Genomic DNA, 21,041 nt, shown 5'->3' on the forward strand with positions numbered 1-21,041 from the left:
CCCTTAGGGTAGTCTTACGCTGAATCCGTGACCCAGGAGAAATCAGATGCCGCTCAGCGATGAAGAAAAGGTCGATGGCCGCCTGAATGGCGAGCAAGATGAACCCAGTGGTCGGGAAGGCCTGGTCATGCGGCTGATCTATATGATCATCATCGCCGTCATGATCAGCTTTGCGCAGACGGTCCTTGGCGTGCTGACGATTATCCAATTCGTCATCATGGTGATCAACAATGGCGAGCCGAATGCGCGCTTGGCCGAATTCGGCACCGATCTTGGCATTTGGATCGCCAAGGCCGCCCGGTTTCAGACCGCAGCCAGCGAGGTGAAACCCTGGCCCTGGACCGAGCTGGACTAGTCTTTGTAGTCCGGTTGCTCCCGGTCGAGCATCCGTTTCAGATAAGCGAAATGCGCGAAACTGGCACCGGCATAGTCGGCCCAACTGGCGGCTGTTTTGGCGGCAATCTCGTCTGACATGATGTTCAAGGGCTGGCCGCTGGCATAGGTGCGCATCTGAATTTCCGCCGCCTTTTCAAAGAAATACACCTGTTCGAAGGCCTCGGCGACGGTATCGGCAATGACGCTCAGCCCGTGATTGCCCATCATCAGGACCGAATGGTTGCCAAAGGCATGTGCGATCCGATTGCCCTCTTCAGTGTCATCGGCCATGCCGCCAAAACCCAGATCGACGCCCATATGGAAGAACCGCGCGGTATTTTGGTCAATCGGATAAAGCCGGGGGTCTTTCAGGCCCGCAAGCGCCGTGGTGTGCGGCGGGTGCAGATGCAACATCACCCGGGCATTGGGCCGCAACCGATGGACGGTTCCATGGATGCACCAGGCCGAGGCATCCGGGGCCTGATCGGTCGCCATAATGCTCTCATCATCGGCATCCAGGACTTGCAAATCACTCGCTCTGATCTCCGCGAAATGCCGCCATTTCGGGTTCATCAGGAAGCGTTTCCCGTCGCTGGAGATCGCGGCGCTGAAATGATTGCCAACAGATTCGTGCCAGCCGAAATGAACCGCGAGGCGGAAGGCCGCGGCAAGGTCCACGCGGAGGGCCTGAACCTCGTCGGTGCTCAGATCCCGGGGACTCATGCGTGCCCCTGTGCGACCAGCGCGCGATATGTGCTGCGCAACTCGCCCCGGTCGGTGTAGCAGCCGCGCAGATGACGCTCGCCAGAGGTCGCGGAATAGGCCTCGCGCCCATGGACGATGCGGTGATTGTCGAAACAGATGCACTCGCCCGCGTTGAGCCGGAATCGCATCAAATATGTCGGGTCATGCATATGGCGGGCAAAGCGCCAATAGGCCGGGTAGTATCGGTCGAGAAAGCGTTGATCGTGATCAAACACGTCCTGCAAATGGCCGCTGATAGTCAGCCCGGTGACCTCACCCCGCGTGTTCAGCTCAATCACCCGCTGCCGGGCGCGCATGTCGAAGCTTTCATGTTCGCAGAAAAACGGGATGTCGGTCTCCGCGAGCAGTGCGAAATCCTCCGGGTTCGAATTGCGGAAATCCTCGGCGACGGCGAGCCCGTCCAGAAACAGGCTGTCGCCGCCTGCCACGCTGTTCGCAAGGCAATGCAGGTACTGAATACCGGGCGGCAGATCCTCCGGTGGCAAATCCGTATGCATTTCCAAGGCCTTGGAGGTGAAGGCCAGGTTGGTCGGTTTGATATGGGTCTTGACCTCGAAGGATGGCCCAAAGAACGAAGCCCGAATATAGCCGAGGAGTCCGGCGGTGTCTTCCAACCCGGTTGGGTTCTCCGGCATCTCGGCCACAAGCGCCACGCCATCGGTCAGAAGTGCCTTGGCCCAGGCGGCTCGCTCTGCGGGATTGGCGATCAACTCCGGCTGCGCGAAGCGCTGCATGTTGGGATAATGGTCGCTGAACCAGGGTTTTCGGGGCAGATCGGCGGGGTCGGGGCGCGGTGTGGCGCTGCTATTGGCTGCCAGGAACTCAAGACTGTGGCGGCTGATATGATCCTCGCCCTGCCACGAAATCACCAGATGGGTGTCCGTAATGTCTGCTGTCGTCGCGCGGGGTGGGGCGGGCAAGGTCTGAAGATCGAAACTCCGCTCACGGGTCTGGGGATCGAAGGAACTGGGGCAGTTATCGCGCAGCCAGAAATAGTTGAAATAGGCGGGCGCGCCATCTGTCAGGTGGAGCGTTAGGCCCTGATCCTGCAACGTGACGGCCGGTTTGGTCAGTGTGGTCATTACAGGTGTCCTGATCTTATGTTGTGCGCGTGAGGCTTCCCATATTCGTCAAGGTAAAATTGCCTTGCGTTTCCTGACAATGCGGAAAAAACTGATCATAATATAATTTGAAATGATCATATGTCTGACCACATTCCGCTCCGCTTGCTCCAGGTTTTTGAAACCGTGATCCGCTCTGGTGGGTTCCGCCCGGCCAGCCGTATGCTGAATGTGAGCCAGGCGGCGGTGAGCCAATCAATACGGCAGCTTGAGGATTACCTCGGCATTCGCTTGCTCGACCGAAGCACCCGACCCGCGACACTCACCCGGGCCGGGCAGATCCTGCACGGCGCAACCAGTGAGGGCCTGGCGCGGATCGACGCGGCTTTGGAAGAGGTCCGCGCGCTTCAGCAAGAGGAAGACCCCGACACCATCACGCTTGCCTGTTCGGTCGGCGTGGCGACCTATTGGCTGATGCCGCGTCTGGCGCTGGTGACGGCAGAAATGCCCGAGATTGCCGTGAATGTTCTGACCACGCATCATGGCGCGCCCGAATTGGCGCCGGGGGTCGATCTGGCGATCCGCTTTGGCGACGGTGCTTGGCAGGACGGGGCGGTCAGTCTTTTGTTCGAGGAATGCATCCGCCCGGTCTGTCACCCCAATCTCGCGGGGGCGGACTGGCAGCAGAACCCGGCCCTGCATGTCACGACCGACGATCCACGATGGGTGAACTGGGCGGCGTATCGGCGTCGCGCGGGCTTGTCGCCAAGCCAAGGGCGGGCGGTGCAGTTCACCAACTACGTCCAAGCGACGCAGGCGGCGTTGAACGGGCAGGGGGTGATGTTGGGCTGGCGCTCGATCACCGGCGATTTGGAAGCGACGGGGCAGCTTGTGCCGGTTGGGCCCGCAGTTGTCCCAGCCGATGATTTCTACCTCGTCGCGGCACGTGGCCCGGCCAAAGCCGAGACACGGGCGACCGTGGCCCAAGCCTTGCAACGAGCCGTGGGCGTTGTTGCAAAAGGGTAAGCAGACTGGTCAGGCGGTTTTTCGCCCGTTAGGCTAAGCCCAGAGTTCGATTTCCGACGCTGTATTATTTGATCACGCATTCAAAATGGGCCGCGGGTGCCCGGCGCCGCGGTGGACGGGGGACACCATGGGCGCACCGATTACAGACGTTACCATTGTGGGCGGCGGCACGGCGGGGTGGCTAACCGCGACCTTGCTGCAAAGCATTCTGACGCGGCCAGGGCGGGCCGGCAAAGACGTCAAAATCACCCTGATTGAATCGCCGAACGTGCCGACCGTCGGCGTGGGCGAGGCCACCGTGCCCGGCATGCCGCGCACGCTCAGAAATGCCGGAATCCCGGAGCAGGAGTTTTTCAAGACCTGCAATGCGTCCTTCAAACTCGGCGTGCTGTTTCGCAATTGGAATGTCGATAAAGACGGCCAGCAGATTGATTATGTGAACCCGTTCAACCCGGTGCCCTCAGTCGAAGGTATCGACGCCGGGTATTTTATGCTGCGTCACGGGGCCGGGGCGCTGGATTTCGTGCAAACCTATTCTGCAGCTGTCGATTTGGCCCGCGCGTTCAAAGGGCCGCGTGCGCTTGGGGCCAAAGAGTATGATCGGCGGATCGGCTTCGCCTATCATCTGGATGCCGGCAAGTTCGCCCATATGTTGCGCGATATCTGCGTGGAACGGGGTGTCACCCATATCCTCGAAGATGTGGTCGATGTGGAGCAGGATGAGCGGGGCTATATCGCGGCGGTGAACCTAGAGGAAAGCGGCCGCCATCCGGTGCAGTTGGTAATTGATTGCACCGGGTTCCGAGGGGTGATTATCAACCAGGTTTTGAAGGAACCCTTTGTTTCTTATTCAAAATACTTGGCCAACGACAAGGCGCTCGCGGTGCAGATCCCGCATTCCGACCCCGCCAAACTGCCTTCGGTCACCCAATCGACGGCGCTTGGCGCTGGATGGGTCTGGCGCGTGCCGCTCTATCATCGGATCGGCACCGGCTATGTGTTTTCAAGCGCGCATCGAACGGATGAGCAGGCAATGGATGAATTCCTGGCCCATCTGGGGGATGAGGCCAAGGGGGCAGAACCGCGCGTCATCCCGATGCGGGTTGGGCGGACGCGGAATGCCTGGGTCAAGAACTGCGTTGCGGTCGGTCTGTCGGGCGGCTTTATCGAGCCGCTGGAATCCACCGCGATCCACATGATTGATACCGCGGTGCGCTGGCTGGCAACGTATTTCCCGGATCAGGATTTCCCCGAGCCGCTCCGGGCCCGCTACAACAAGCTGTCCAATGCGCTTTATGACGAGGTGCGCGACTTCATCTGCCTGCATTACGCGCTTGGGAACCGGACCGATGACCCGTATTGGATCGACGCGCGGAATATGGAGGTGCCGGACAGTCTCGCCGAGAATCTCGAACTGTGGAAACACACATTGCCAGGGCCATATGATCTTGAATTTGCGTCCCTTTTCTCGCCGGGTGTGTATCAGACCGTGCTTCTTGGCAAACGGGTCTATGAGACCGGTTATGGCAGCCCGACGATGACCGCGACCCTGCCACTGCGGCAAGAGGTTTGGGGCCGTCATCTGCAAAATGCGCGCGCCGCGATCAAGCAATCGGTGGAGGCCGCCGCTGATCATCGGATGCTGCTCACCGAACTCAGGGGGAGGCGACCCCCGCGCCGTTCCTGCCGCTCGCACAAGCAACCGTTGGGATGCCCGGTGCGGCTGTCCCCAAAGCTGCGACCCTCGCGGTCTCCGAAAAGGAAGATGCCAGCCTCCTTTGATCACGCGAACCTGCGGTGGAGGCGGCCTGCACGGCCAACCCTGACGCCTCGCGACAGCGCTGTCGAAATCCAAGCCAAGCGATGATGCGGTATTGGATCGAGGCACGGTCGGCGTCTTTCGCGTGCTTGGCAGAGACGCACAAGCCTTGTAGGCTGTGCCGACCCAATCAGGATGGCCAAAGACCAGCCATGACGAGCAGATCCATCGGCGCCCCGGCGCCCCGTTTTACCCAACCGTCGCGGCAGATCGTGTTGATGCTGATCATCTGCGGTCTTGTCGGCTTTGGCGGGGTCATCGTCTATCCGCGTGTCGAGCCGGTGTTTCTTGCAAATCCGTTCCTGAATGGAACCATCGCGATTGTCTTTGTGGTCGGCGTGCTGGCCTGTTTCTGGCAGGTGCTACAGCTCTTTTCCTCGGTCAGTTGGATTGAGGGCGTCGCAACGGATCGTGACGGTCATGACATGGAGCGGGCGCCGCGCTTGCTGGCGCCGTTGTCGGGTGTGTTTCGGGGCAGGGGCGCGCGGATGCAGCTTACGTCTTCGTCTTCCCGCTCGATCCTCGACTCGGTCGGCGCGCGGATGGAAGAAAGCCGCGATATCACCCGATACATTGCCAACCTGTTGATTTTCTTAGGCCTTCTGGGCACGTTCTTCGGCCTCGCTACAACCGTTCCGGCGGTGGTTGAGACGATCCGCAGCTTGCAGCCAACCGAGGGCGAGGAGGGGATCGCCGTTTTTAGCCGCTTGATGGATGGGTTGGAGGATCAGTTGGGCGGCATGGGCACGGCCTTTGCCTCCTCGCTCCTGGGCCTCGCGGGGTCTTTGGTTGTGGGGCTTTTGGAACTTTTCGCGGGCCATGGGCAGAACCGGTTTTACCGCGAGATGGAGGAATGGCTGTCGACCATCACACGCGTCGGGTTTTCCTCCTCGGATGGCGACGGCGGCGGCGTCGACCGCGGCGCGATCGCCACCGTGCTTGATCACATGGTCGACCAGATCGACACGCTTCAAAGCCTCTTTGCTCAATCCGAGAGCCGCCGGGCTGAGACCGAAACCCGTATGATGGAACTCTCGTCCTCGGTCTCCGCGCTGACCGACCGTCTTGGCCCGGGGCCGGTTGAGGCGACCGAACGGTTGGCGGCGGCGCAAGATCGGCTTTCGGAGGTGCTGGCCGCGACGCAAGGTGAGGCGGGGATCGATGCCGAAAGCCGGATGCGACTCCGCTCGATTGACGTGCAGCTTTTGAAGATTTTCGAAGAAATGGGGGCAGGTCGAAACGACGAAATCAGCGCCCTCAGGGGATTTGCAAGCCCTCACCGAGGCGTTGAAGCACCTGACCCAAGCCGCCGCCGAACCCGCCCCTGGCCCCCGTCAACCTGCGCGTGCGCCTCGCGGCGGGGAGTGACCGGCCATGGCCTTTCACCGACGGGCAGGTACACGGTTCACCGCCTCGATTTGGCCGGGTTTTGTGGATGCGATCACCGCGCTCTTGATGGTGATGATCTTCCTGCTGACGATTTTCATGGTGGTGCAATATGTGCTTCGCGAAGAGATCAGCACCCAGGATGATGAGCTGAACCAGCTGAATGCGCAGCTCAATCAGCTGGCCGATGCGCTTGGCTTGGCGCAAGGTGCGAACGCGCGGTTGGAGGATCGGGTGGCGACCCTTGGCGCAAATCTGGCTGATGCGCAGGCTGAGGCCGAGTCGCAGGCGGCTCTGATCGCCTCTTTGAGTGCCGAGGGGGAGGCTCAGGCCGCGCGGATCGCCAGCTTCGAAGAGCAGGTCGCGTCGCTTCTCGCGGCCAACACCGAACTGACCGCAGATCGCGATGCGGCCCGCGCCGAGATCACTGAGCGGATCAGTCAGGCCGAGGCGTTGCAACTTGCGCTGGCGACGGCCCGGTCCGAAGTGGATGCAGCGGCTGAGGCGGCGCGCTTGGCCGCAGCCGAGCGCGAGGCGTTGGAGGCGCTCATCGCGGATTTGCAGAGTGAGGCGGCAAGCACCGAGGCCACTTTGGCTCAGACCCTTGCGGCCTTACAGGTGGCGGAGGCGGATAGCGCCGCGCTCAATGCCGAGATTGCCGAGTTGCAAGATGATCTGAGCGCTGAGGAGGCGGCGCGTTTGGCTGAGGTCGCGGCGGCCGAAGCGCTGCGCGCCCGGTTGGCGGAGACCGAGACCGCCTTGAGTGCCGAGGAAACGGCACGTCTGGCCGAAGCGGCCGCGGCCGAAGCGTTGCGCGCACGGCTCGAAAACGCGGATGCGGAGCTGACCGCCATGGCGCTTGCCTTGGAAGAACAGCGGCGCGCGGCAGAAGAGACGCTCACCCTTTTGGCCGCCGCAAATGCCGCCGAAGACGATTTGGCGGCGCGGCTGGCCGCCGCCCTCGCCGAAGGTGTCAGTGAGGCCGAAACGGCGGCGGCTCTTGAGGCCGCCTTGGCCGAGGCCGAAGCCCGCGTCGCCGCATTGCAGAGCGACGGCCAAGGTCAGGCCGAACGGCTTTCGGCGCTTGAAACCGCGCTTGCCGAAGCATTGGCGGCGCAACGTTTGGCCGAAGCCGAACTCGACAACAATCTAACCGAAGCGGAGATCCGCGCGGCGCTCCTGGCGCAGGCCAATCTCGAATTGCAAGAGGCCGAAGCGCTGTCCGCAGAGAGCCAGCGTCAGGTCGCCGCGCTGAACGAGCAGGTGGCGGCGCTCAGGGCACAATTGGGCGGTCTGCAAACACTGCTTGATGCGTCGGCGGCACGCGATGCGGAGGCCGAGGTTCAGATTGAAACGCTTGGGGCGCAGTTGAACACTGCCTTGGCGCAACTGGCATCGGAGCAGAGCGCCCGTGCAACTTTGGAGGCGGCAGAGGCGGTTCGGTTGGCCGAAGAAGCGGCCCGGCTTGCGAGCGAGGCGGAGGAGTTGGAACGCTACCGCTCGGAGTTTTTCGGGCGGCTTCGGGCCTTGTTGGAGGGGCGCGAGGGGGTTCGGATCGACGGGGACCGGTTCGTTTTTTCCTCCGAAGTGCTGTTTGAGTCCGCATCCGCCGAATTGGCACCCGAAGGCCGAGCGCAGATTGCCAATGTCGCCGCCCTGCTCGCGGAGATCGCGGATGAGATCCCCGACAGCATCGATTGGATCATCCGAGTCGATGGGCATACCGACAACATTCCGCTCTTCGGTGGCGGGCGCTATGCCAATAACTGGGAGTTGAGCCAGGCGCGGGCGCTTTCGGTGGTGCTGTTCATGTCGGAAGATTTGGGCATTCCGCCCCGCCGGCTGGCGGCCACCGGGTTCGGTGAATACCGACCGATCAACCCGGAAAACTCGTCTGAGGCGCGGGCGCAGAACCGTCGGATCGAGTTGAAACTGACCGAGCGTTAATTGAGCGTTACTTGGGTTTCGATCCGGTCGATGGTTTCGCCCCCTCGGGTGAGCGTGATTTCTCCGCTATAAAGGCCCGTCGGCCAGCCACCCGCCGGTGCACGGCGACCAGAGGCCCGGAAAAGCTGCGCTTGGGTCCGGTCCAAGGTCACGCTTTGGGAGTGGAAGAGGCTGCCATCAGGGGCCGTGATCCAGAGCGCAACCTCGTCGCCCGCTCGTCCACCGAAGAGACTGCCCCATATGACCAAGGCGGGCGCGGCCCGTGCGGTCAGCGTTGCTGCATCCGCCGTGCCGGCCTTGATCGCGTCGAATTCGGGGATGGAGTCCGAGAACCCGGCGGAGAGAAACCCGCCCATTTGCAAGGGGATCGGATCGGCCCAAAGCGCGCCCTGACCGATGCCGCACTGGGCTGTCTCCGATGGATCGAACGGGTCGACGACCGCGCCATTATGGCGGAGGGTCATATGAACATGCGGAAACTCGGTGTTGCCGGAGAGGCCGATCAAACCAAGCGGCGTGCCGACCTCAACGGTATCGCCCGTTGCAACCAAGACGCTGCCCATCCGTAGGTGGCAATACTGCGTTTCCCAGCCACCCTCATGGGTGATCGCAACGCCATTGCCGCAATCCTGACCCTCGGGCATGCCAGCTTGACCTGTGTCCGGCACACCATCCCGGATGCCGCGCACCACGCCAGGGGCGGCGGCGGTGACCATGACGCCCGCCGCCATCGCCTCCAGGTCAGGCAGGCGGATATCGGTGCCTTGGTGGGTGTCATAGCTGAGCGGGCCGCAGGTGAAATCCCGCGCCCCAGGCCCCGGGTCCCGATCGACAAATTGTTGCAAGAAGCAGGTCTCGCCAAGGGTGCAGTCGACCGGAAAGGCGAGGTCCGGCGCATCGGCCCAAGCGCTGGATGCAAAAACGGCGGCCCCGGTGAGGACCGCCGTTCTGAAGATGTTCCGTCGGATCATTCCGCCGTCAGGAGCGGCGGCTTTTTCTTCGGCGAGAGCCGCGGGCTGCCCGGCTCTTCGATCCTGAGATCGATCTCGCCATCTTTCACCCCGACCTTCACATTGCCGCCTTTGGCGAGCTTGCCAAACAGCAACTCCTCGGCGAGCGGCTTCTTGATGTGCTCCTGGATCACCCGGCCAAGCGGACGGGCGCCCATCTTGTCGTCATACCCCTTATCGGCCAGCCATTCGGCGGCGGGCCGGGTCAGTTCGATGGTGACATTCCGGTCAAGCAACTGTGCCTCAAGCTGCAACACGAATTTCTCGACAACCTGCAGGATGATCTCTTTGCCAAGCGGCGCGAAGGAGATCACTGCATCCAGACGGTTGCGGAACTCGGGCGTGAAGGTGCGCTCAATCGCGGCGGTGTCTTCGCCCTCGCGACGGTCGCGGCCAAAACCGATTGCGGCTTTCGCCTGCTCCGTCGCGCCTGCGTTCGAGGTCATAATCAGGACCACATTGCGGAAATCCACCGACCGGCCATTGTGATCGGTCAGCGTGCCGTGATCCATGACCTGAAGCAGGATGTTGAACACATCCGGATGCGCTTTCTCGATTTCGTCGAGCAAGAGCACGCAATGCGGGTGCTGATCCACGCCATCGGTCAGAAGGCCGCCCTGGTCAAAACCGACATAGCCCGGAGGCGCGCCGATCAGGCGGGAAACCGCGTGTTTCTCCATATATTCCGACATGTCAAAGCGCAGCAGTTCCACACCAAGCGTATCGGCGAGCTGTTTCGCCACCTCGGTTTTGCCGACGCCGGTGGGGCCCGCAAAGAGGTAGTTGCCGATCGGCTTCTCTGGCTCGCGCAGGCCCGCACGGGCCAGTTTGATCGCGGAGGACAACGCTGTGATCGCCTTGTCCTGCCCGAACACCACGCGTTTCAGCGTCACTTCGAGATCCTTCAGCACCTCGGCATCGTCTTTCGAGACGTTTTTCGGCGGGATGCGGGCGATTTTGGCAACGACGGCCTCGATCTCTTTCGCGCCGATGGTTTTCCGGCGTTTGGATTCCGCCACCAGATGTTGCGCCGCACCCGCCTCGTCAATCACGTCGATGGCTTTGTCCGGCAACTTCCGATCATTGATATAGCGTGCCGACAGCTCGACGGCGGTTTTGATCGCGTCATTGGTGTATTTGATGTCGTGATGATCCTCGAAATAGGGCTTGAGACCCCGCAGGATTTTCACCGCATCTTCCACCGACGGTTCATTCACGTCGATTTTCTGGAACCGGCGGCTGAGCGCGCGGTCCTTCTCGAAATGCTGACGGAACTCTTTGTAGGTCGTCGACCCCATACAGCGCAGCTTGCCGCCTTGGAGGGCGGGTTTCAGCAGGTTGGAGGCATCCATCGCGCCGCCAGAGGTCGCGCCCGCGCCGATCACGGTGTGGATTTCGTCGATGAAGAGCACCGCGTCCGGGTGATCTTCCAGCTCCGTCACCACGGCCTTCAGGCGTTCTTCGAAATCACCGCGATAGCGGGTGCCAGCCAGAAGGGCGCCCATATCCAGCGAATAGATCGTCGCGCCGGACAGCACTTCAGGCGTCTCGCCTGAAACGATTTTCCGGGCCAAGCCTTCGGCAATCGCCGTTTTGCCCACGCCGGGGTCGCCCACCAAGAGCGGGTTGTTCTTGCGGCGGCGGCAGAGCACCTGGATGCAGCGTTCCACCTCGTGATCGCGCCCGATCAGCGGGTCCACGTCGCCTTTTTCGGATTTGGCATTCAGATCGACGCAGTATTTCGCCAGCGCCGATTCCTTTTGCTCCCCTTCACCCTCGCTGCCTTGGGGATTCTGCGCGCTTTCATCCTCCATATCGGAGGCGCCAGACACGGGCCGCGCTTCGCCGTAAGACGGGTCTTTGGCGACGCCATGGGCGATGAAATTCACCGCGTCATAGCGGGTCATATCCTGCTCTTGCAGGAAATAGGCGGCGTTCGACTCGCGCTCGGCAAAGATCGCGACCAACACATTGGCCCCGGTCACTTCGGTGCGGCCCGAGGATTGCACATGGATTGCGGCGCGTTGGATCACGCGTTGGAACGCGGCAGTGGGAACGGCTTCGGAGCCTTCCACATCGGTTTCCAGCGTCGAGAGATCCTCGTCGATGAAATTCACAAGCGTCTCGCGCAGCGCCTCGATATCGACGCTACAGGCTTTCATGACTTTCGTGGCGTCCGGCTCGTCAAGCAACGCCAGCAAAAGATGTTCCAGGGTCGCCAATTCATGGCGGCGCGCGTTGGCCTGCGCCAGCGCTGCGTGAATGGCCTGCTCAAGGGTGTTCGAAAACGACGGCACGTGGGGTGCTCCTTTTCATATGCAGCGGGTTTTCGGGGAAGCTGCCCGCTGACGATGGCCTCATGTTATTAAGCTTCGGTTTTTGCGCCCGGGTTTCAAGGCAAAACTGATCAAATAATTCGTAACATGGCTGTAACCGGGTACCTCGGCCCCTTTTTTCTATGGCTGTTGTTGCCGTGCCCAGTTTTCGGGCGATTTGACATGTGTCTCAGAACCGATCCTTCCGCGCCCGGATTTCGGTGAAAACATCGACATCAGCGGCGCCGGATATGCCGATCGCGGTTTTCACCTCGTCGAGATGGGCGCGCAGAAACGGGTTGGTGGCCAGTTCATCGGCCAGGCTGCTTGGAACGGTTGGGGTGTTTGCCGCGCGGGCGGTCTCGATCTGCTGGACCCGAGAGATAAGGTCGGCGTTCTCAGGTTCAATGGTCAGCGCGAATTTCGCGTTTGCGGCGGTGTATTCATGGCCGGAGCAGACCAAGGTGTCGGGCGGCAGCGCGGCGAGCTTCTGCAAGCTCTCCCACATCTGCGCCGGGCTGCCCTCAAACAGCCGGCCGCAGCCAAGCGCCATCAGGCTATCGGCGGTAAACACCGCCTTGGCTGCGGGAAAGTGAAACGCGATATGGCCGACCGTGTGGCCGGAGACGTCGATGACGGTGCCCGTCAGATCGCCAATTATGACCTCATCGCCCTCCGCCACTTGGTGATCCAGCGGCGGCAAGCGCTCAGCATCCGCCGCCGCGCCCCAAACCTGCGCGCCGGTGGCGGCGCGCAACTCGGCCAACCCTTCGACATGATCCCAATGGTGATGGGTTAGGAGAATGTCGCTTAAGGTCCACCCGCGTGTTTGCAGTTCCGCGAGAATCGGCGCGGCCTCGGGCGCATCGATCAAAGCCGTTCGGCCACTGGCCGGATCATGCAACAAAAACGCATAATTGTCGCTGAGACAGGGAATGGTCACGATCTGGGCGGTCTGGGCCATGGTAATCTCCGACGCTGCGGCTAAGGTGCCTGTGCAGCGTCGCCTACGGCCAAGGGGTTTGCAATGCATCTCGATGTTCTGGACCTGCGCCAGTTCTACTACCGGACCCGTTTGGGTCGGATCGCGCAGAAAGCCGTGCGCGATCAGGTGGAGGCGCTTTGGCCTGAGGCCAAGGGGCAAACCGTGGTGGGGTTCGGCTTTGCCGTACCGCTTCTACGCCCGTATCTGGCCGATGCGCGCCGGGTGATCGGCTTGATGCCGGCAGAGCAGGGGGTCATGCCCTGGCCCGCCGGGCTCGATAACGTCTCCGTCCTTTGCCGCGAGGGGCACTGGCCGATTGAAACCGGCTTTGCCGACCGAATTGTCTGTTTGCATGGGCTTGAGACCTCGGAACATCCGGCCTCCGTCTTGGAGGAATGCTCGCGTGTATTGGGGCCTGGCGGGCGGGCGCTTTTTATCGTGCCGAACCGGTCCGGCATGTGGGCGCGGCGCGATGTGACCCCGTTTGGCTTTGGCCGCCCCTATTCGCTTGGCCAGTTAGAGGCGCAGTTGAAGCGCCATGATTTCGTCCCCGAGCGTCATGCCGCCGCTCTTTTCGCGCCGCCCAGCAATCGCCGTGCGTGGCTGAAGAGCGCCGAGATGGTCGAAAAGCTCGGTCGCAAACTCTCCTCCTATTACGCGGGCGGGGTGATCTTGGTCGAAGCCTCGAAGCAAGTCTATCAGCCGACGCGGCCCGGGCTGGCGGAACGGGTGCGGCGGCCGCTGCGGGTCTTGGATGGTGTACCGCAGCCCGCGGGCCTGTCGGGGCACAGCGCATCAACGACTGTTCAGAATCGCTGATTTCGCGATAGAAATTGCCTATCTTGGGAAGCTTCAAAGCGTCGCAGTTTTCCACCCCATGGTCAAAGCCTTGAAAACTAAGGAAATGGCTGCATTTTGCCGGTTTGTCGTGGCGGTTGCAGCAATCCAACCCCTCTGTTAGATCAGGCGCGATTTTGGGGAAACGGCGGGGGCCCACCCTGCACGTATGCGAACTGCCCGGGCGCGACCCTCGCGCGGCCTGGGCCAAAATACTGAAAGGGTGGACGTGTCCGAACCTGCTTCGATTTCGACCGGCATTGCCGCGCGCTACGCGACCGCAATGTTTGAACTGGCCACCGAAGCGAAAGCGCTCGACGCGCTCGAGGCCGATGTTTTCGCCCTTGAAGCCGCCTTGGCCGATAGCGCCGATCTGAGCGACCTGATCACCTCTCCGATTTACAGCCGCGATGAGACCGAAGCCGCGATTGGCGCGGTCGCCGCCGCGATGGGCCTGAATGACATGACCGGCAACACGCTGCGCCTGATGGCTGCAAAGCGTCGCTTGTTTGTTGTCCCGGCGCTGCTCCGCGCCCTGCGCGCGCAGATTGCCGAGCATAAAGGCGAAGTGACCGCCGATGTGATCTCGGCCAAAGCGCTGACCAAAACCCAATCGGACAAGCTGGCCAAAGCGCTGAAAGCATCCGTAGGCAAAGATGTGAACCTGAATGCGACCGTCGATGAAAGCCTCATCGGCGGTCTTGTTATCAAAGTTGGCTCGAAAATGATCGACAGCTCGATCCGCTCGAAGCTCAACGCCCTCCAGAACACTATGAAAGAGGTCGGATAAATGGCGATCCAAGCAGCAGAGATTTCTGCGATCCTGAAAGAACAGATCAAGAGTTTCGGTCAGGACGCCGAAGTTGCCGAAGTCGGCCGCGTGTTGTCCGTTGGTGACGGGATCGCCCGGGTTTACGGCCTCGACAATGTGCAGGCCGGTGAGATGGTCGAATTCCCTGGTGGTATTCAGGGCATGGCGCTGAACCTCGAAGCCGACAATGTGGGCGTCGTGATTTTCGGCTCCGACCGCGACATTAAAGAAGGTGACACCGTCAAGCGCACCAACTCCATCGTGGACGTGCCCGCAGGCGAGGGCCTTCTGGGCCGCGTTGTGGACGGTCTGGGCAACCCGCTCGACGGCAAAGGCGCTGTTGACGCGGCTGAGCGCCGTGTGGCGGATGTGAAAGCGCCGGGCATTATCCCGCGTAAGTCGGTGCATGAGCCGATGGCCACCGGCCTGAAAGCCATTGACGCGATGATCCCGATTGGTCGTGGTCAGCGCGAACTGATCATTGGTGACCGTCAGACCGGCAAAACCGCCGTCGCGCTCGACACGATCCTGAATCAGAAAGCCTATAACGACGCCGCGGGCGATGATGAGAGCAAGAAGCTCTACTGCGTCTACGTCGCCGTGGGGCAGAAGCGCTCCACTGTGGCGCAGCTGGTGAAAAAGCTGGAAGAGACCGGCGCGATTGAATACTCGATCGTCGTGGCTGCCACCGCGTCGGACCCTGCGCCGATGCAGTTCCTGGCACCTTACGCTGCGACCGCCATGGCGGAATACTTCCGCGACAATGGCAAGCACGCGCTGATCATCTATGATGACCTGTCGAAACAGGCTGTGTCGTATCGTCAGATGTCGCTCTTGCTGCGCCGTCCGCCGGGCCGGGAAGCTTATCCGGGCGACGTGTTCTATCTGCACTCCCGCCTGCTGGAGCGGTCGGCCAAGCTGAACGAAGATCATGGTGCTGGCTCGTTGACCGCGCTGCCGATCATCGAAACCCAAGGCGGCGACGTGTCGGCCTTTATTCCGACCAACGTGATCTCGATCACCGATGGCCAGATATTCCTCGAAACCGAGTTGTTCTTCCAAGGCATCCGCCCCGCTGTGAACACCGGTCTGTCGGTGTCGCGCGTGGGCTCCTCGGCCCAAACCAATGCGATGAAATCGGTCGCGGGTCCGGTGAAACTGGAACTGGCGCAGTATCGCGAAATGGCCGCCTTTGCGCAGTTCGGTTCCGACCTCGACGCATCGACGCAGCGCTTGCTGAACCGCGGCGCACGCCTGACCGAGCTGATGAAACAGCCGCAGTATTCGCCGCTGACCAATGCCGAAATCGTCTGCGTGATCTTCGCAGGCACCCAAGGCTACCTGGACAATATCGGCACGCGCGATGTGGGCCGGTTTGAGCAAGGTCTGTTGACCCATCTGCGCTCCAAGCATGGCGATCTTTTGGATTACCTGACCAAGGAAGACCCGAAAATCAAAGGCGAAGCCGAGGATAAAATCCGCGCCGCGCTGGACGAATACGCCGCCGACTTCGCATAAGGGGACGGGTTCATGCCAAGTCTCAAGGACCTAAAAAACAGGATCGAGGCGGTCAAATCGACCCGCAAGATCACCAAGGCGATGCAGATGGTCGCCGCCGCCAAGCTGCGCCGGGCGCAAGAGGCGGCGGAGATGGCGCGTCCGTATGCCGAGAAGATGAATGACGTGATGGGCGGCCTTGCGGCCTCAGTCGGCAATGCCGAGGGCGCGCCGCGTCTTCTGGCGGGCACCGGCGGCGATCAAACCCATCTTCTGGTGGTAATGACCTCCGAACGCGGCCTCTGCGGTGGCTTTAACTCGTCGATTGTGCGGCTGGCCCGCGCCAAGATCGAAGAGCTCTTGAGCGCGAACAAGACGGTGAAGATCATCACCGTTGGCAAGAAAGGCCGCGAGCAACTGGAAGCGGGACTACCAGGATCATATGATCCATCACGTGGACCTGACCGAAGTAAAGCGCGTGGGCTATGCCAATGCGGCCGACATCGCATCTGATATTCTCGGCCGCTTCGATGCGGATGAGTTCGACGTCGCGACCATCTTCTTCAGCCGCTTCCAGTCGGTGATCAGCCAAGTGCCGACCGCGCAGCAGGTGATCCCGGCTGTGTTCGAGGCCAGCGAAGATGACAGCGCATCGACACTTTACGACTACGAGCCCTCGGAAGAAGCCATCCTGGAAGACCTCTTGCCGCGTGGCGTCGCCACCCAGGTCTTCACCGCGCTTCTGGAAAATGCCGCCTCGGAGCAGGGCGCGCGGATGTCCGCGATGGACAACGCCACCCGCAACGCAGGCGAGATGATCGATAAACTGACGATCCAGTTTAACCGCTCGCGTCAGGCGGTCATCACCAACGAGCTGATTGAAATCATTTCGGGCGCCGAGGCGCTCTAAAGACAACCCGGAGAAACCACATGGCAAACGCAAAAGGCAAAGTGACCCAGGTCATCGGCGCCGTCGTGGACGTGCAGTTCGAAGATCACCTGCCGGAGATCTTGAACGCGTTGAACACCGACAACAATGGCAAAACCCTGGTCCTCGAAGTGGCCCAGCATCTGGGTGAAAACACAGTCCGCGCCATCGCGATGGACGCCACCGAAGGCTTGGTGCGCGGTCAAGAAGTGTCTGACACCGCTGGCCCGATCTCCGTGCCTGTCGGCGACGCGACGCTTGGCCGGATCATGAACGTCGTTGGCGACCCGGTTGATGAAAAAGGCCCGATTGGCGCCGATCAGCATCGCTCGATCCACGCCGATGCACCTGAATTTGCCGAGCAATCCACCGCGTCGGAAATCCTCGTGACCGGCATCAAGGTGATCGACCTTCTCGCCCCTTACGCCAAGGGTGGTAAAATCGGCCTCTTCGGCGGTGCCGGTGTGGGCAAGACGGTTCTCATCCAGGAACTGATCAACAACATCGCCAAGGTTCACTCGGGCTACTCGGTGTTCGCCGGTGTCGGCGAACGGACCCGTGAGGGCAACGACCTTTACTACGAATTCATCGAATCCGGCGTGATCGACGCAGATGACCTGACCAAGTCGAAAGTGGCCTTGGTTTACGGTCAGATGAACGAGCCTCCGGGCGCGCGGATGCGGGTGGCTCTGTCGGGTCTGACGATGGCGGAAAGCTTCCGTGACCAGTCCGGGACCGACGTTTTGTTCTTCGTCGACAACATCTTCCGCTTCACCCAAGCAGGTTCCGAGGTGTCGGCGCTTCTGGGCCGTATCCCCTCCGCTGTGGGCTATCAGCCGACACTGGCCACCGATATGGGCTCGATGCAGGAACGCATCACCTCGACCAAGAACGGCTCGATCACTTCGGTGCAAGCGATCTACGTGCCTGCGGATGACTTGACCGACCCCGCGCCGGCCACCTCGTTTGCGCACCTCGACGCGACGACCGTTCTGTCCCGTGCGATTTCGGAGCTCGGCATCTACCCGGCTGTGGACCCGCTCGACTCGACCTCGCGGCTGATGGACCCCGCCGTTGTTGGCGAGGAGCACTACAGCGTGGCCTTCGACGTCCAGGGTATCCTGCAGCGCTACAAGTCGCTGCAAGACATCATCGCCATTCTCGGCATGGATGAACTCTCCGAAGAGGACAAACTGACCGTGGCCCGCGCCCGGAAAATTCAGCGTTTCCTCTCGCAGCCCTTTGACGTGGCGAAAGTCTTCACCGGCTCCGACGGTGTGCAGGTGCCGCTGGAAGAGACCATCGCGTCCTTCAAGGCTGTGGTTGCTGGCGAGTATGATCACCTGCCCGAGGCGGCCTTCTACATGGTTGGCGGCATCGATGAAGTGGTCGCCAAGGCCGAACGGATGGCCGCAGAAGCCGCGTAAGGAGGGGCCACGATGGCCGATATGATGCAATTCGATATGGTGTCGCCCGAGCGCCGTTTGGCCTCGGTTCAGGCCAAGTCCGTGCAAATCCCTGGCGTTGACGGGGATATGACGGCGATGCCCGATCATGCGCCGATGATCACCACCTTGCGCCCCGGCGTTCTGAGCGTGGAGACGGCAACCGGCGAGACGATGGATTACATCGTGGTTGGCGGTTTCGCCGATGTCTCCGGCGCTGCGACGACGGTCCTCGCGGAACGTGCGCTGCCGAAAGACGAGGTGACTGCAGAGATGCTCGACGGCTTTATTGCAGAGGCCCGGGAGGCCCACGCAAAGGCCAGCGACACCCAGGTGCATGGCGTGGCCGACGCCTCGGCCAAGCTGCTGGCAGATATGGAAGCGCTCAGAGGGCACATCAACCTCTGAGCCATGCGTCTTGGAAACGAAAGCCGCCGCCAAGGTTCGTCCCTGGCGGCGGTTTTTTCATGTCTTGGCCGAGCTCACCTTGATCAAGACCCGGTCTATTCTGTCCCGCGTGGGGCGGGTCGATGACGTGTGCCCTGACCACATTGCCCTATCGAAAAGCGATTTCTACCGTCGTGGCCGTATTAAGTATTGCCGGAAGGAAGAAGACTTTGAGTATGGCTGTTCCATTCCCATGCGCCACGCGCCATTCGTCGACGTATCCGTCATCCCCCCAGTCCTCGATCTGTTCCCTTGTCGGAGTGACGTTGGAAAACCTAAACCCTCGATCATCCGTGGCGGAGAGCGCGGCTGCGGCAACAGCCTCAGGCGGGATATTATACACAGTCAATTGGCAGGGGCCGAAGCGGTTATCATCTGCTGGCCACAACTCGATATTGTGGTCGTATACGCGGTGCACGAAAAATGGCGTATATGGCGTATAGTTGTGACGGCGCAGGTCGGCCCGATCCGCGCTTTCTGCGGTCATGGCGTGAATTGTGTCCGCAGCTCGGTTTTGGTTGGGTAGGTTCGCCAGGCAGGCACGATCAAAATCCGCAAACATCGCTTGCAATGCCATCAGTTGGTCTGCCGCAGAATACTGGCGGGGTATGTTGGCACAGGCGGACAGAGCCATCAGTGCGGTGCATGCAAAAGCTATCTTTAAAAAACGCATAATCTTAGCCTCTTTCTTAAGCGTCGATCGGTTGAAAAACGGCGCCGCCCGCGCAGTTGCAGCAAGCGGGCGCCTTTTGCATGTCTGAAGGTGAATCAGGCCGAGTTCTATGAGGCAAAAGTGGTCATTGACATCGCCATGGTCCGAAACCGCTGAGGGGCCGCAACAACTCTGCCGATCTCGCGAGGTCTTCCTTCTGCCGTGCCGGGTGATAAGCTGTGGCGATATTACGAGCGGCAGGCAACATGCGACGTCTTCACAGCCATACTATCGGGATCGACCAAGGCTCGGAGATCCTGTTTTCGGATTTCGAGAATGGCGGCATCATGTGGTCTGGCGACGGCCCTCGCGAGGTGCGCCTGGCCGTCACCTTTACTACCGCCTACAAGAGCGCGCCGACCGTTCAGGTCTCGATCGGCATGTGGGACACAGATGGGAAAACCAACCAGCGCGCCGATCTGAGCGCGGAGGATATCACCCCTTCGGGGTTTGACATCGTGTTCCGCACTTGGGGCGATAGCCGTATTGCGCGGGTCCGCGCCGACTGGATGGCGATCGGCGAGCTTCGCGATGATGATGAGTGGGAACTCTAATAGTCGACGGCGAAGAACTGAAGACGCGAGGTTTTCGCACGGAAGTCTAGAGCATCCCGCGCTCCGCTCTCTCAGCGACCCCACATGCCTTTGGGATAAAGCCCCTCATAAATCGGCACCAAAGTGTCGGTGTCGAAGAGGGAGGAGACACTTGTCCCGTTCCAGATATTCAGAATCGCCTGGGCAAACATCGGCGCGGTCGGAATTACCCGGATGTTCTTGCAGGCTTGGACCGGGGCGACCGCTTCGATCGTGTCGGTGATCACCAGGCTTTTCATCACCGATTTGGTGATCCGCTCCACCGCCGGGCCGCTCAGAACCCCATGTGTGATATAGGAATGCACCTCGGTTGCACCGTGCTCCATCAACACCTCTGCGGCTTTGCAGAGCGTACCTGCCGTGTCGCAAATATCGTCAACGATCAGGCATTTCTTCCCCTTCACATCGCCTATCACCGTCATCTCGGCGATCTCACCCGGCTTCTCGCGGCGTTTGTCGACGATGGAGAGCGGCGCGCCGATCCGTTGCGCCAACTCACGGGCGCGGCCTACGCCGCCCACATCGGGCGAGACCACCATCACATCATCCACCTTGCCTTTGAACTGGTGTAGAATATCCAGCGCGAAGATTGGCGAGGCGTAGAGGTTGTCCACCGGGATGTCGAAGAAACCCTGAATCTGCGCAGCGTGCAAATCCATCGTCAACACCCGTTCGATCCCACCTTCGGCGATCAAGTTCGAGACCAGCTTGGCCGAGATCGGCGTCCGCGCTTTGGTGCGACGATCCTGACGGGCATAACCGAAGTAAGGGATCACGGCGGTGATCCGCGCGGCGGAGGACCGGCGCAGCGCATCGGCCATGATCAAAAGCTCCATCAGGTTGTCATTCGCCGGTTTCGAGGTCGGCTGGATGATGAACATGTCCTCGCCACGGACGTTCTCGTAGACCTCGACGAAAATCTCCTGATCGTTGAACCGTTCGACCCGTGCATCGACCAACCCGATCTGCATACCGCGATGCATCGACATCCGGCGGGCGATGGCCTCGGCCAGGCTGCGATTTGCGTTTCCAGAGATGATCTTGGGGTCGGTGGCAGGCATGTGAGCGATGTCCCTTGGTTC

18 protein-coding genes and 1 pseudogene are annotated in these 21,041 nt (G+C 61.1%); 12 read left to right on the forward strand and 7 right to left on the reverse strand.

Features of this window, described 5'->3' with window-relative positions; translation table 11 throughout:
* The first annotated feature begins 46 nt into the window (after positions 1–46).
* Positions 47–355, forward strand: coding sequence for a DUF4389 domain-containing protein (locus QTA57_RS08985; RefSeq protein WP_171561552.1), 309 nt, complete (start codon positions 47–49; stop codon positions 353–355).
* Here QTA57_RS08985 and QTA57_RS08990 read toward each other — a convergent pair.
* Together QTA57_RS08990 and QTA57_RS08995 are read right to left on the reverse strand one after the other, a co-directional pair.
* On the reverse strand, positions 352–1,098 hold the full coding sequence (locus QTA57_RS08990; protein ID WP_290154662.1) for a class II aldolase/adducin family protein: 747 nt from the start codon (positions 1,096–1,098) through the stop codon (positions 352–354). The genes QTA57_RS08985 and QTA57_RS08990 overlap by 4 nt on opposite strands.
* The gene (locus QTA57_RS08995) at positions 1,095–2,222 is read right to left on the reverse strand and encodes a TauD/TfdA family dioxygenase (protein WP_290154665.1); all 1,128 of its coding nucleotides are present in this window, start codon (positions 2,220–2,222) and stop codon (positions 1,095–1,097) included. The genes QTA57_RS08990 and QTA57_RS08995 overlap by 4 nt, the downstream gene beginning before the upstream one ends.
* 120 nt (positions 2,223–2,342) lie before the next feature.
* Here QTA57_RS08995 and QTA57_RS09000 point away from each other — a divergent pair, with 120 nt between their 5' ends.
* The 4 genes from QTA57_RS09000 (at position 2,343) to QTA57_RS09015 (ending at position 8,379) form a co-directional block, all read left to right on the forward strand.
* On the forward strand, positions 2,343–3,227 hold the full coding sequence (locus tag QTA57_RS09000) for a LysR family transcriptional regulator (RefSeq protein WP_290154667.1): 885 nt from the start codon (positions 2,343–2,345) through the stop codon (positions 3,225–3,227).
* A gap of 127 nt (positions 3,228–3,354) precedes the next feature.
* Positions 3,355–5,094 carry a tryptophan halogenase family protein gene (locus tag QTA57_RS09005; RefSeq protein WP_290154669.1) on the forward strand — a complete coding sequence of 580 codons (1,740 nt, stop codon included), beginning with the start codon at positions 3,355–3,357 and terminating at the stop codon, positions 5,092–5,094.
* Between the two features lie 104 nt (positions 5,095–5,198).
* Positions 5,199–6,578, forward strand: a complete 1,380-nt coding sequence (locus QTA57_RS09010) for a biopolymer transporter ExbB (protein WP_290154671.1) — start codon at positions 5,199–5,201, stop codon at positions 6,576–6,578.
* Positions 6,478–8,379: a peptidoglycan -binding protein gene (locus QTA57_RS09015; RefSeq protein WP_290154829.1), complete on the forward strand. Its 1,902-nt coding sequence runs from the start codon at positions 6,478–6,480 to the stop codon at positions 8,377–8,379. The genes QTA57_RS09010 and QTA57_RS09015 overlap by 101 nt, the downstream gene beginning before the upstream one ends.
* Here QTA57_RS09015 and QTA57_RS09020 read toward each other — a convergent pair.
* The 3 genes from QTA57_RS09020 to gloB form a co-directional block, all read right to left on the reverse strand.
* On the reverse strand, positions 8,376–9,350 hold the full coding sequence (locus tag QTA57_RS09020; RefSeq protein ID WP_290154673.1) for a M23 family metallopeptidase: 975 nt from the start codon (positions 9,348–9,350) through the stop codon (positions 8,376–8,378). The two genes, QTA57_RS09015 and QTA57_RS09020, sit on opposite strands and share 4 nt — an antisense overlap.
* The gene (gene clpA / locus QTA57_RS09025) at positions 9,347–11,686 is read right to left on the reverse strand and encodes an ATP-dependent Clp protease ATP-binding subunit ClpA (RefSeq protein WP_171561567.1); all 2,340 of its coding nucleotides are present in this window, start codon (positions 11,684–11,686) and stop codon (positions 9,347–9,349) included. Before clpA ends, QTA57_RS09020 begins: the two co-directional genes overlap by 4 nt.
* A gap of 208 nt (positions 11,687–11,894) precedes the next feature.
* Complete coding sequence (gene gloB / locus QTA57_RS09030) at positions 11,895–12,668, reverse strand: hydroxyacylglutathione hydrolase (protein ID WP_290154675.1); 774 nt, start codon at positions 12,666–12,668, stop codon at positions 11,895–11,897.
* 63 nt (positions 12,669–12,731) lie between these two features.
* Here gloB and QTA57_RS09035 point away from each other — a divergent pair, with 63 nt between their 5' ends.
* The 6 genes and pseudogenes from QTA57_RS09035 (at position 12,732) to QTA57_RS09060 (ending at position 18,615) form a co-directional block, all read left to right on the forward strand.
* Complete coding sequence (locus QTA57_RS09035; RefSeq protein ID WP_290154676.1) at positions 12,732–13,508, forward strand: class I SAM-dependent methyltransferase; 777 nt, start codon at positions 12,732–12,734, stop codon at positions 13,506–13,508.
* Between the two features lie 247 nt (positions 13,509–13,755).
* Positions 13,756–14,316, forward strand: coding sequence for a F0F1 ATP synthase subunit delta (locus tag QTA57_RS09040; RefSeq protein WP_145215891.1), 561 nt, complete (start codon positions 13,756–13,758; stop codon positions 14,314–14,316).
* Positions 14,317–15,855, forward strand: coding sequence for a F0F1 ATP synthase subunit alpha (gene atpA, locus QTA57_RS09045; RefSeq protein ID WP_171561573.1), 1,539 nt, complete (start codon positions 14,317–14,319; stop codon positions 15,853–15,855).
* A 12-nt stretch (positions 15,856–15,867) separates the two neighbouring features.
* Positions 15,868–16,744: pseudogene (locus tag QTA57_RS09050) on the forward strand (F0F1 ATP synthase subunit gamma).
* Positions 16,745–16,764: 20 nt separating this feature from the next.
* On the forward strand, positions 16,765–18,189 hold the full coding sequence (gene atpD, locus QTA57_RS09055) for a F0F1 ATP synthase subunit beta (RefSeq protein ID WP_171561577.1): 1,425 nt from the start codon (positions 16,765–16,767) through the stop codon (positions 18,187–18,189).
* 12 nt (positions 18,190–18,201) lie between these two features.
* Positions 18,202–18,615, forward strand: a complete 414-nt coding sequence (locus tag QTA57_RS09060) for a F0F1 ATP synthase subunit epsilon (protein ID WP_290154680.1) — start codon at positions 18,202–18,204, stop codon at positions 18,613–18,615.
* A gap of 148 nt (positions 18,616–18,763) precedes the next feature.
* Here the strand turns inward: QTA57_RS09060 and QTA57_RS09065 are convergent, their stop codons facing one another.
* Positions 18,764–19,327 carry a hypothetical protein gene (locus QTA57_RS09065; RefSeq protein ID WP_290154682.1) on the reverse strand — a complete coding sequence of 188 codons (564 nt, stop codon included), beginning with the start codon at positions 19,325–19,327 and terminating at the stop codon, positions 18,764–18,766.
* Between the two features lie 245 nt (positions 19,328–19,572).
* Between QTA57_RS09065 and QTA57_RS09070 the strand changes: the two genes are divergently transcribed.
* Positions 19,573–19,920 carry an H-type lectin domain-containing protein gene (locus QTA57_RS09070; protein ID WP_290154686.1) on the forward strand — a complete coding sequence of 116 codons (348 nt, stop codon included), beginning with the start codon at positions 19,573–19,575 and terminating at the stop codon, positions 19,918–19,920.
* Between the two features lie 71 nt (positions 19,921–19,991).
* Here QTA57_RS09070 and QTA57_RS09075 read toward each other — a convergent pair whose 3' ends face one another.
* Positions 19,992–21,020 carry a ribose-phosphate pyrophosphokinase gene (locus tag QTA57_RS09075; protein WP_290154688.1) on the reverse strand — a complete coding sequence of 343 codons (1,029 nt, stop codon included), beginning with the start codon at positions 21,018–21,020 and terminating at the stop codon, positions 19,992–19,994.
* Positions 21,021–21,041: the final 21 nt, after the last annotated feature.

The sequence above is a fragment of the Fontisubflavum oceani genome (genome assembly GCF_030407165.1).
Classification (GTDB): domain Bacteria; phylum Pseudomonadota; class Alphaproteobacteria; order Rhodobacterales; family Rhodobacteraceae; genus Rhodophyticola; species Rhodophyticola oceani.

Bases quoted from the DNA above. Each gene is read 5' to 3' on its own strand.
- QTA57_RS08985 (WP_171561552.1), top strand. From the start codon at position 47: ATGCCGCTCAGCGATGAAGAAAAGGTCGATGGCCGCCTGAATGGCGAG.
- QTA57_RS08990 (WP_290154662.1), bottom strand. From the start codon at position 1,098: ATGAGTCCCCGGGATCTGAGCACCGACGAGGTTCAGGCCCTCCGCGTG.
- QTA57_RS08995 (WP_290154665.1), bottom strand. From the start codon at position 2,222: ATGACCACACTGACCAAACCGGCCGTCACGTTGCAGGATCAGGGCCTA.
- QTA57_RS09000 (WP_290154667.1), top strand. From the start codon at position 2,343: ATGTCTGACCACATTCCGCTCCGCTTGCTCCAGGTTTTTGAAACCGTG.
- QTA57_RS09005 (WP_290154669.1), top strand. From the start codon at position 3,355: ATGGGCGCACCGATTACAGACGTTACCATTGTGGGCGGCGGCACGGCG.
- QTA57_RS09010 (WP_290154671.1), top strand. From the start codon at position 5,199: ATGACGAGCAGATCCATCGGCGCCCCGGCGCCCCGTTTTACCCAACCG.
- QTA57_RS09020 (WP_290154673.1), bottom strand. From the start codon at position 9,350: ATGATCCGACGGAACATCTTCAGAACGGCGGTCCTCACCGGGGCCGCC.
- gloB (WP_290154675.1), bottom strand. From the start codon at position 12,668: ATGGCCCAGACCGCCCAGATCGTGACCATTCCCTGTCTCAGCGACAAT.
- QTA57_RS09035 (WP_290154676.1), top strand. From the start codon at position 12,732: ATGCATCTCGATGTTCTGGACCTGCGCCAGTTCTACTACCGGACCCGT.
- atpA (WP_171561573.1), top strand. From the start codon at position 14,317: ATGGCGATCCAAGCAGCAGAGATTTCTGCGATCCTGAAAGAACAGATC.
- atpD (WP_171561577.1), top strand. From the start codon at position 16,765: ATGGCAAACGCAAAAGGCAAAGTGACCCAGGTCATCGGCGCCGTCGTG.
- QTA57_RS09060 (WP_290154680.1), top strand. From the start codon at position 18,202: ATGGCCGATATGATGCAATTCGATATGGTGTCGCCCGAGCGCCGTTTG.
- QTA57_RS09065 (WP_290154682.1), bottom strand. From the start codon at position 19,327: ATGCGTTTTTTAAAGATAGCTTTTGCATGCACCGCACTGATGGCTCTG.
- QTA57_RS09070 (WP_290154686.1), top strand. From the start codon at position 19,573: ATGCGACGTCTTCACAGCCATACTATCGGGATCGACCAAGGCTCGGAG.
- QTA57_RS09075 (WP_290154688.1), bottom strand. From the start codon at position 21,020: ATGCCTGCCACCGACCCCAAGATCATCTCTGGAAACGCAAATCGCAGC.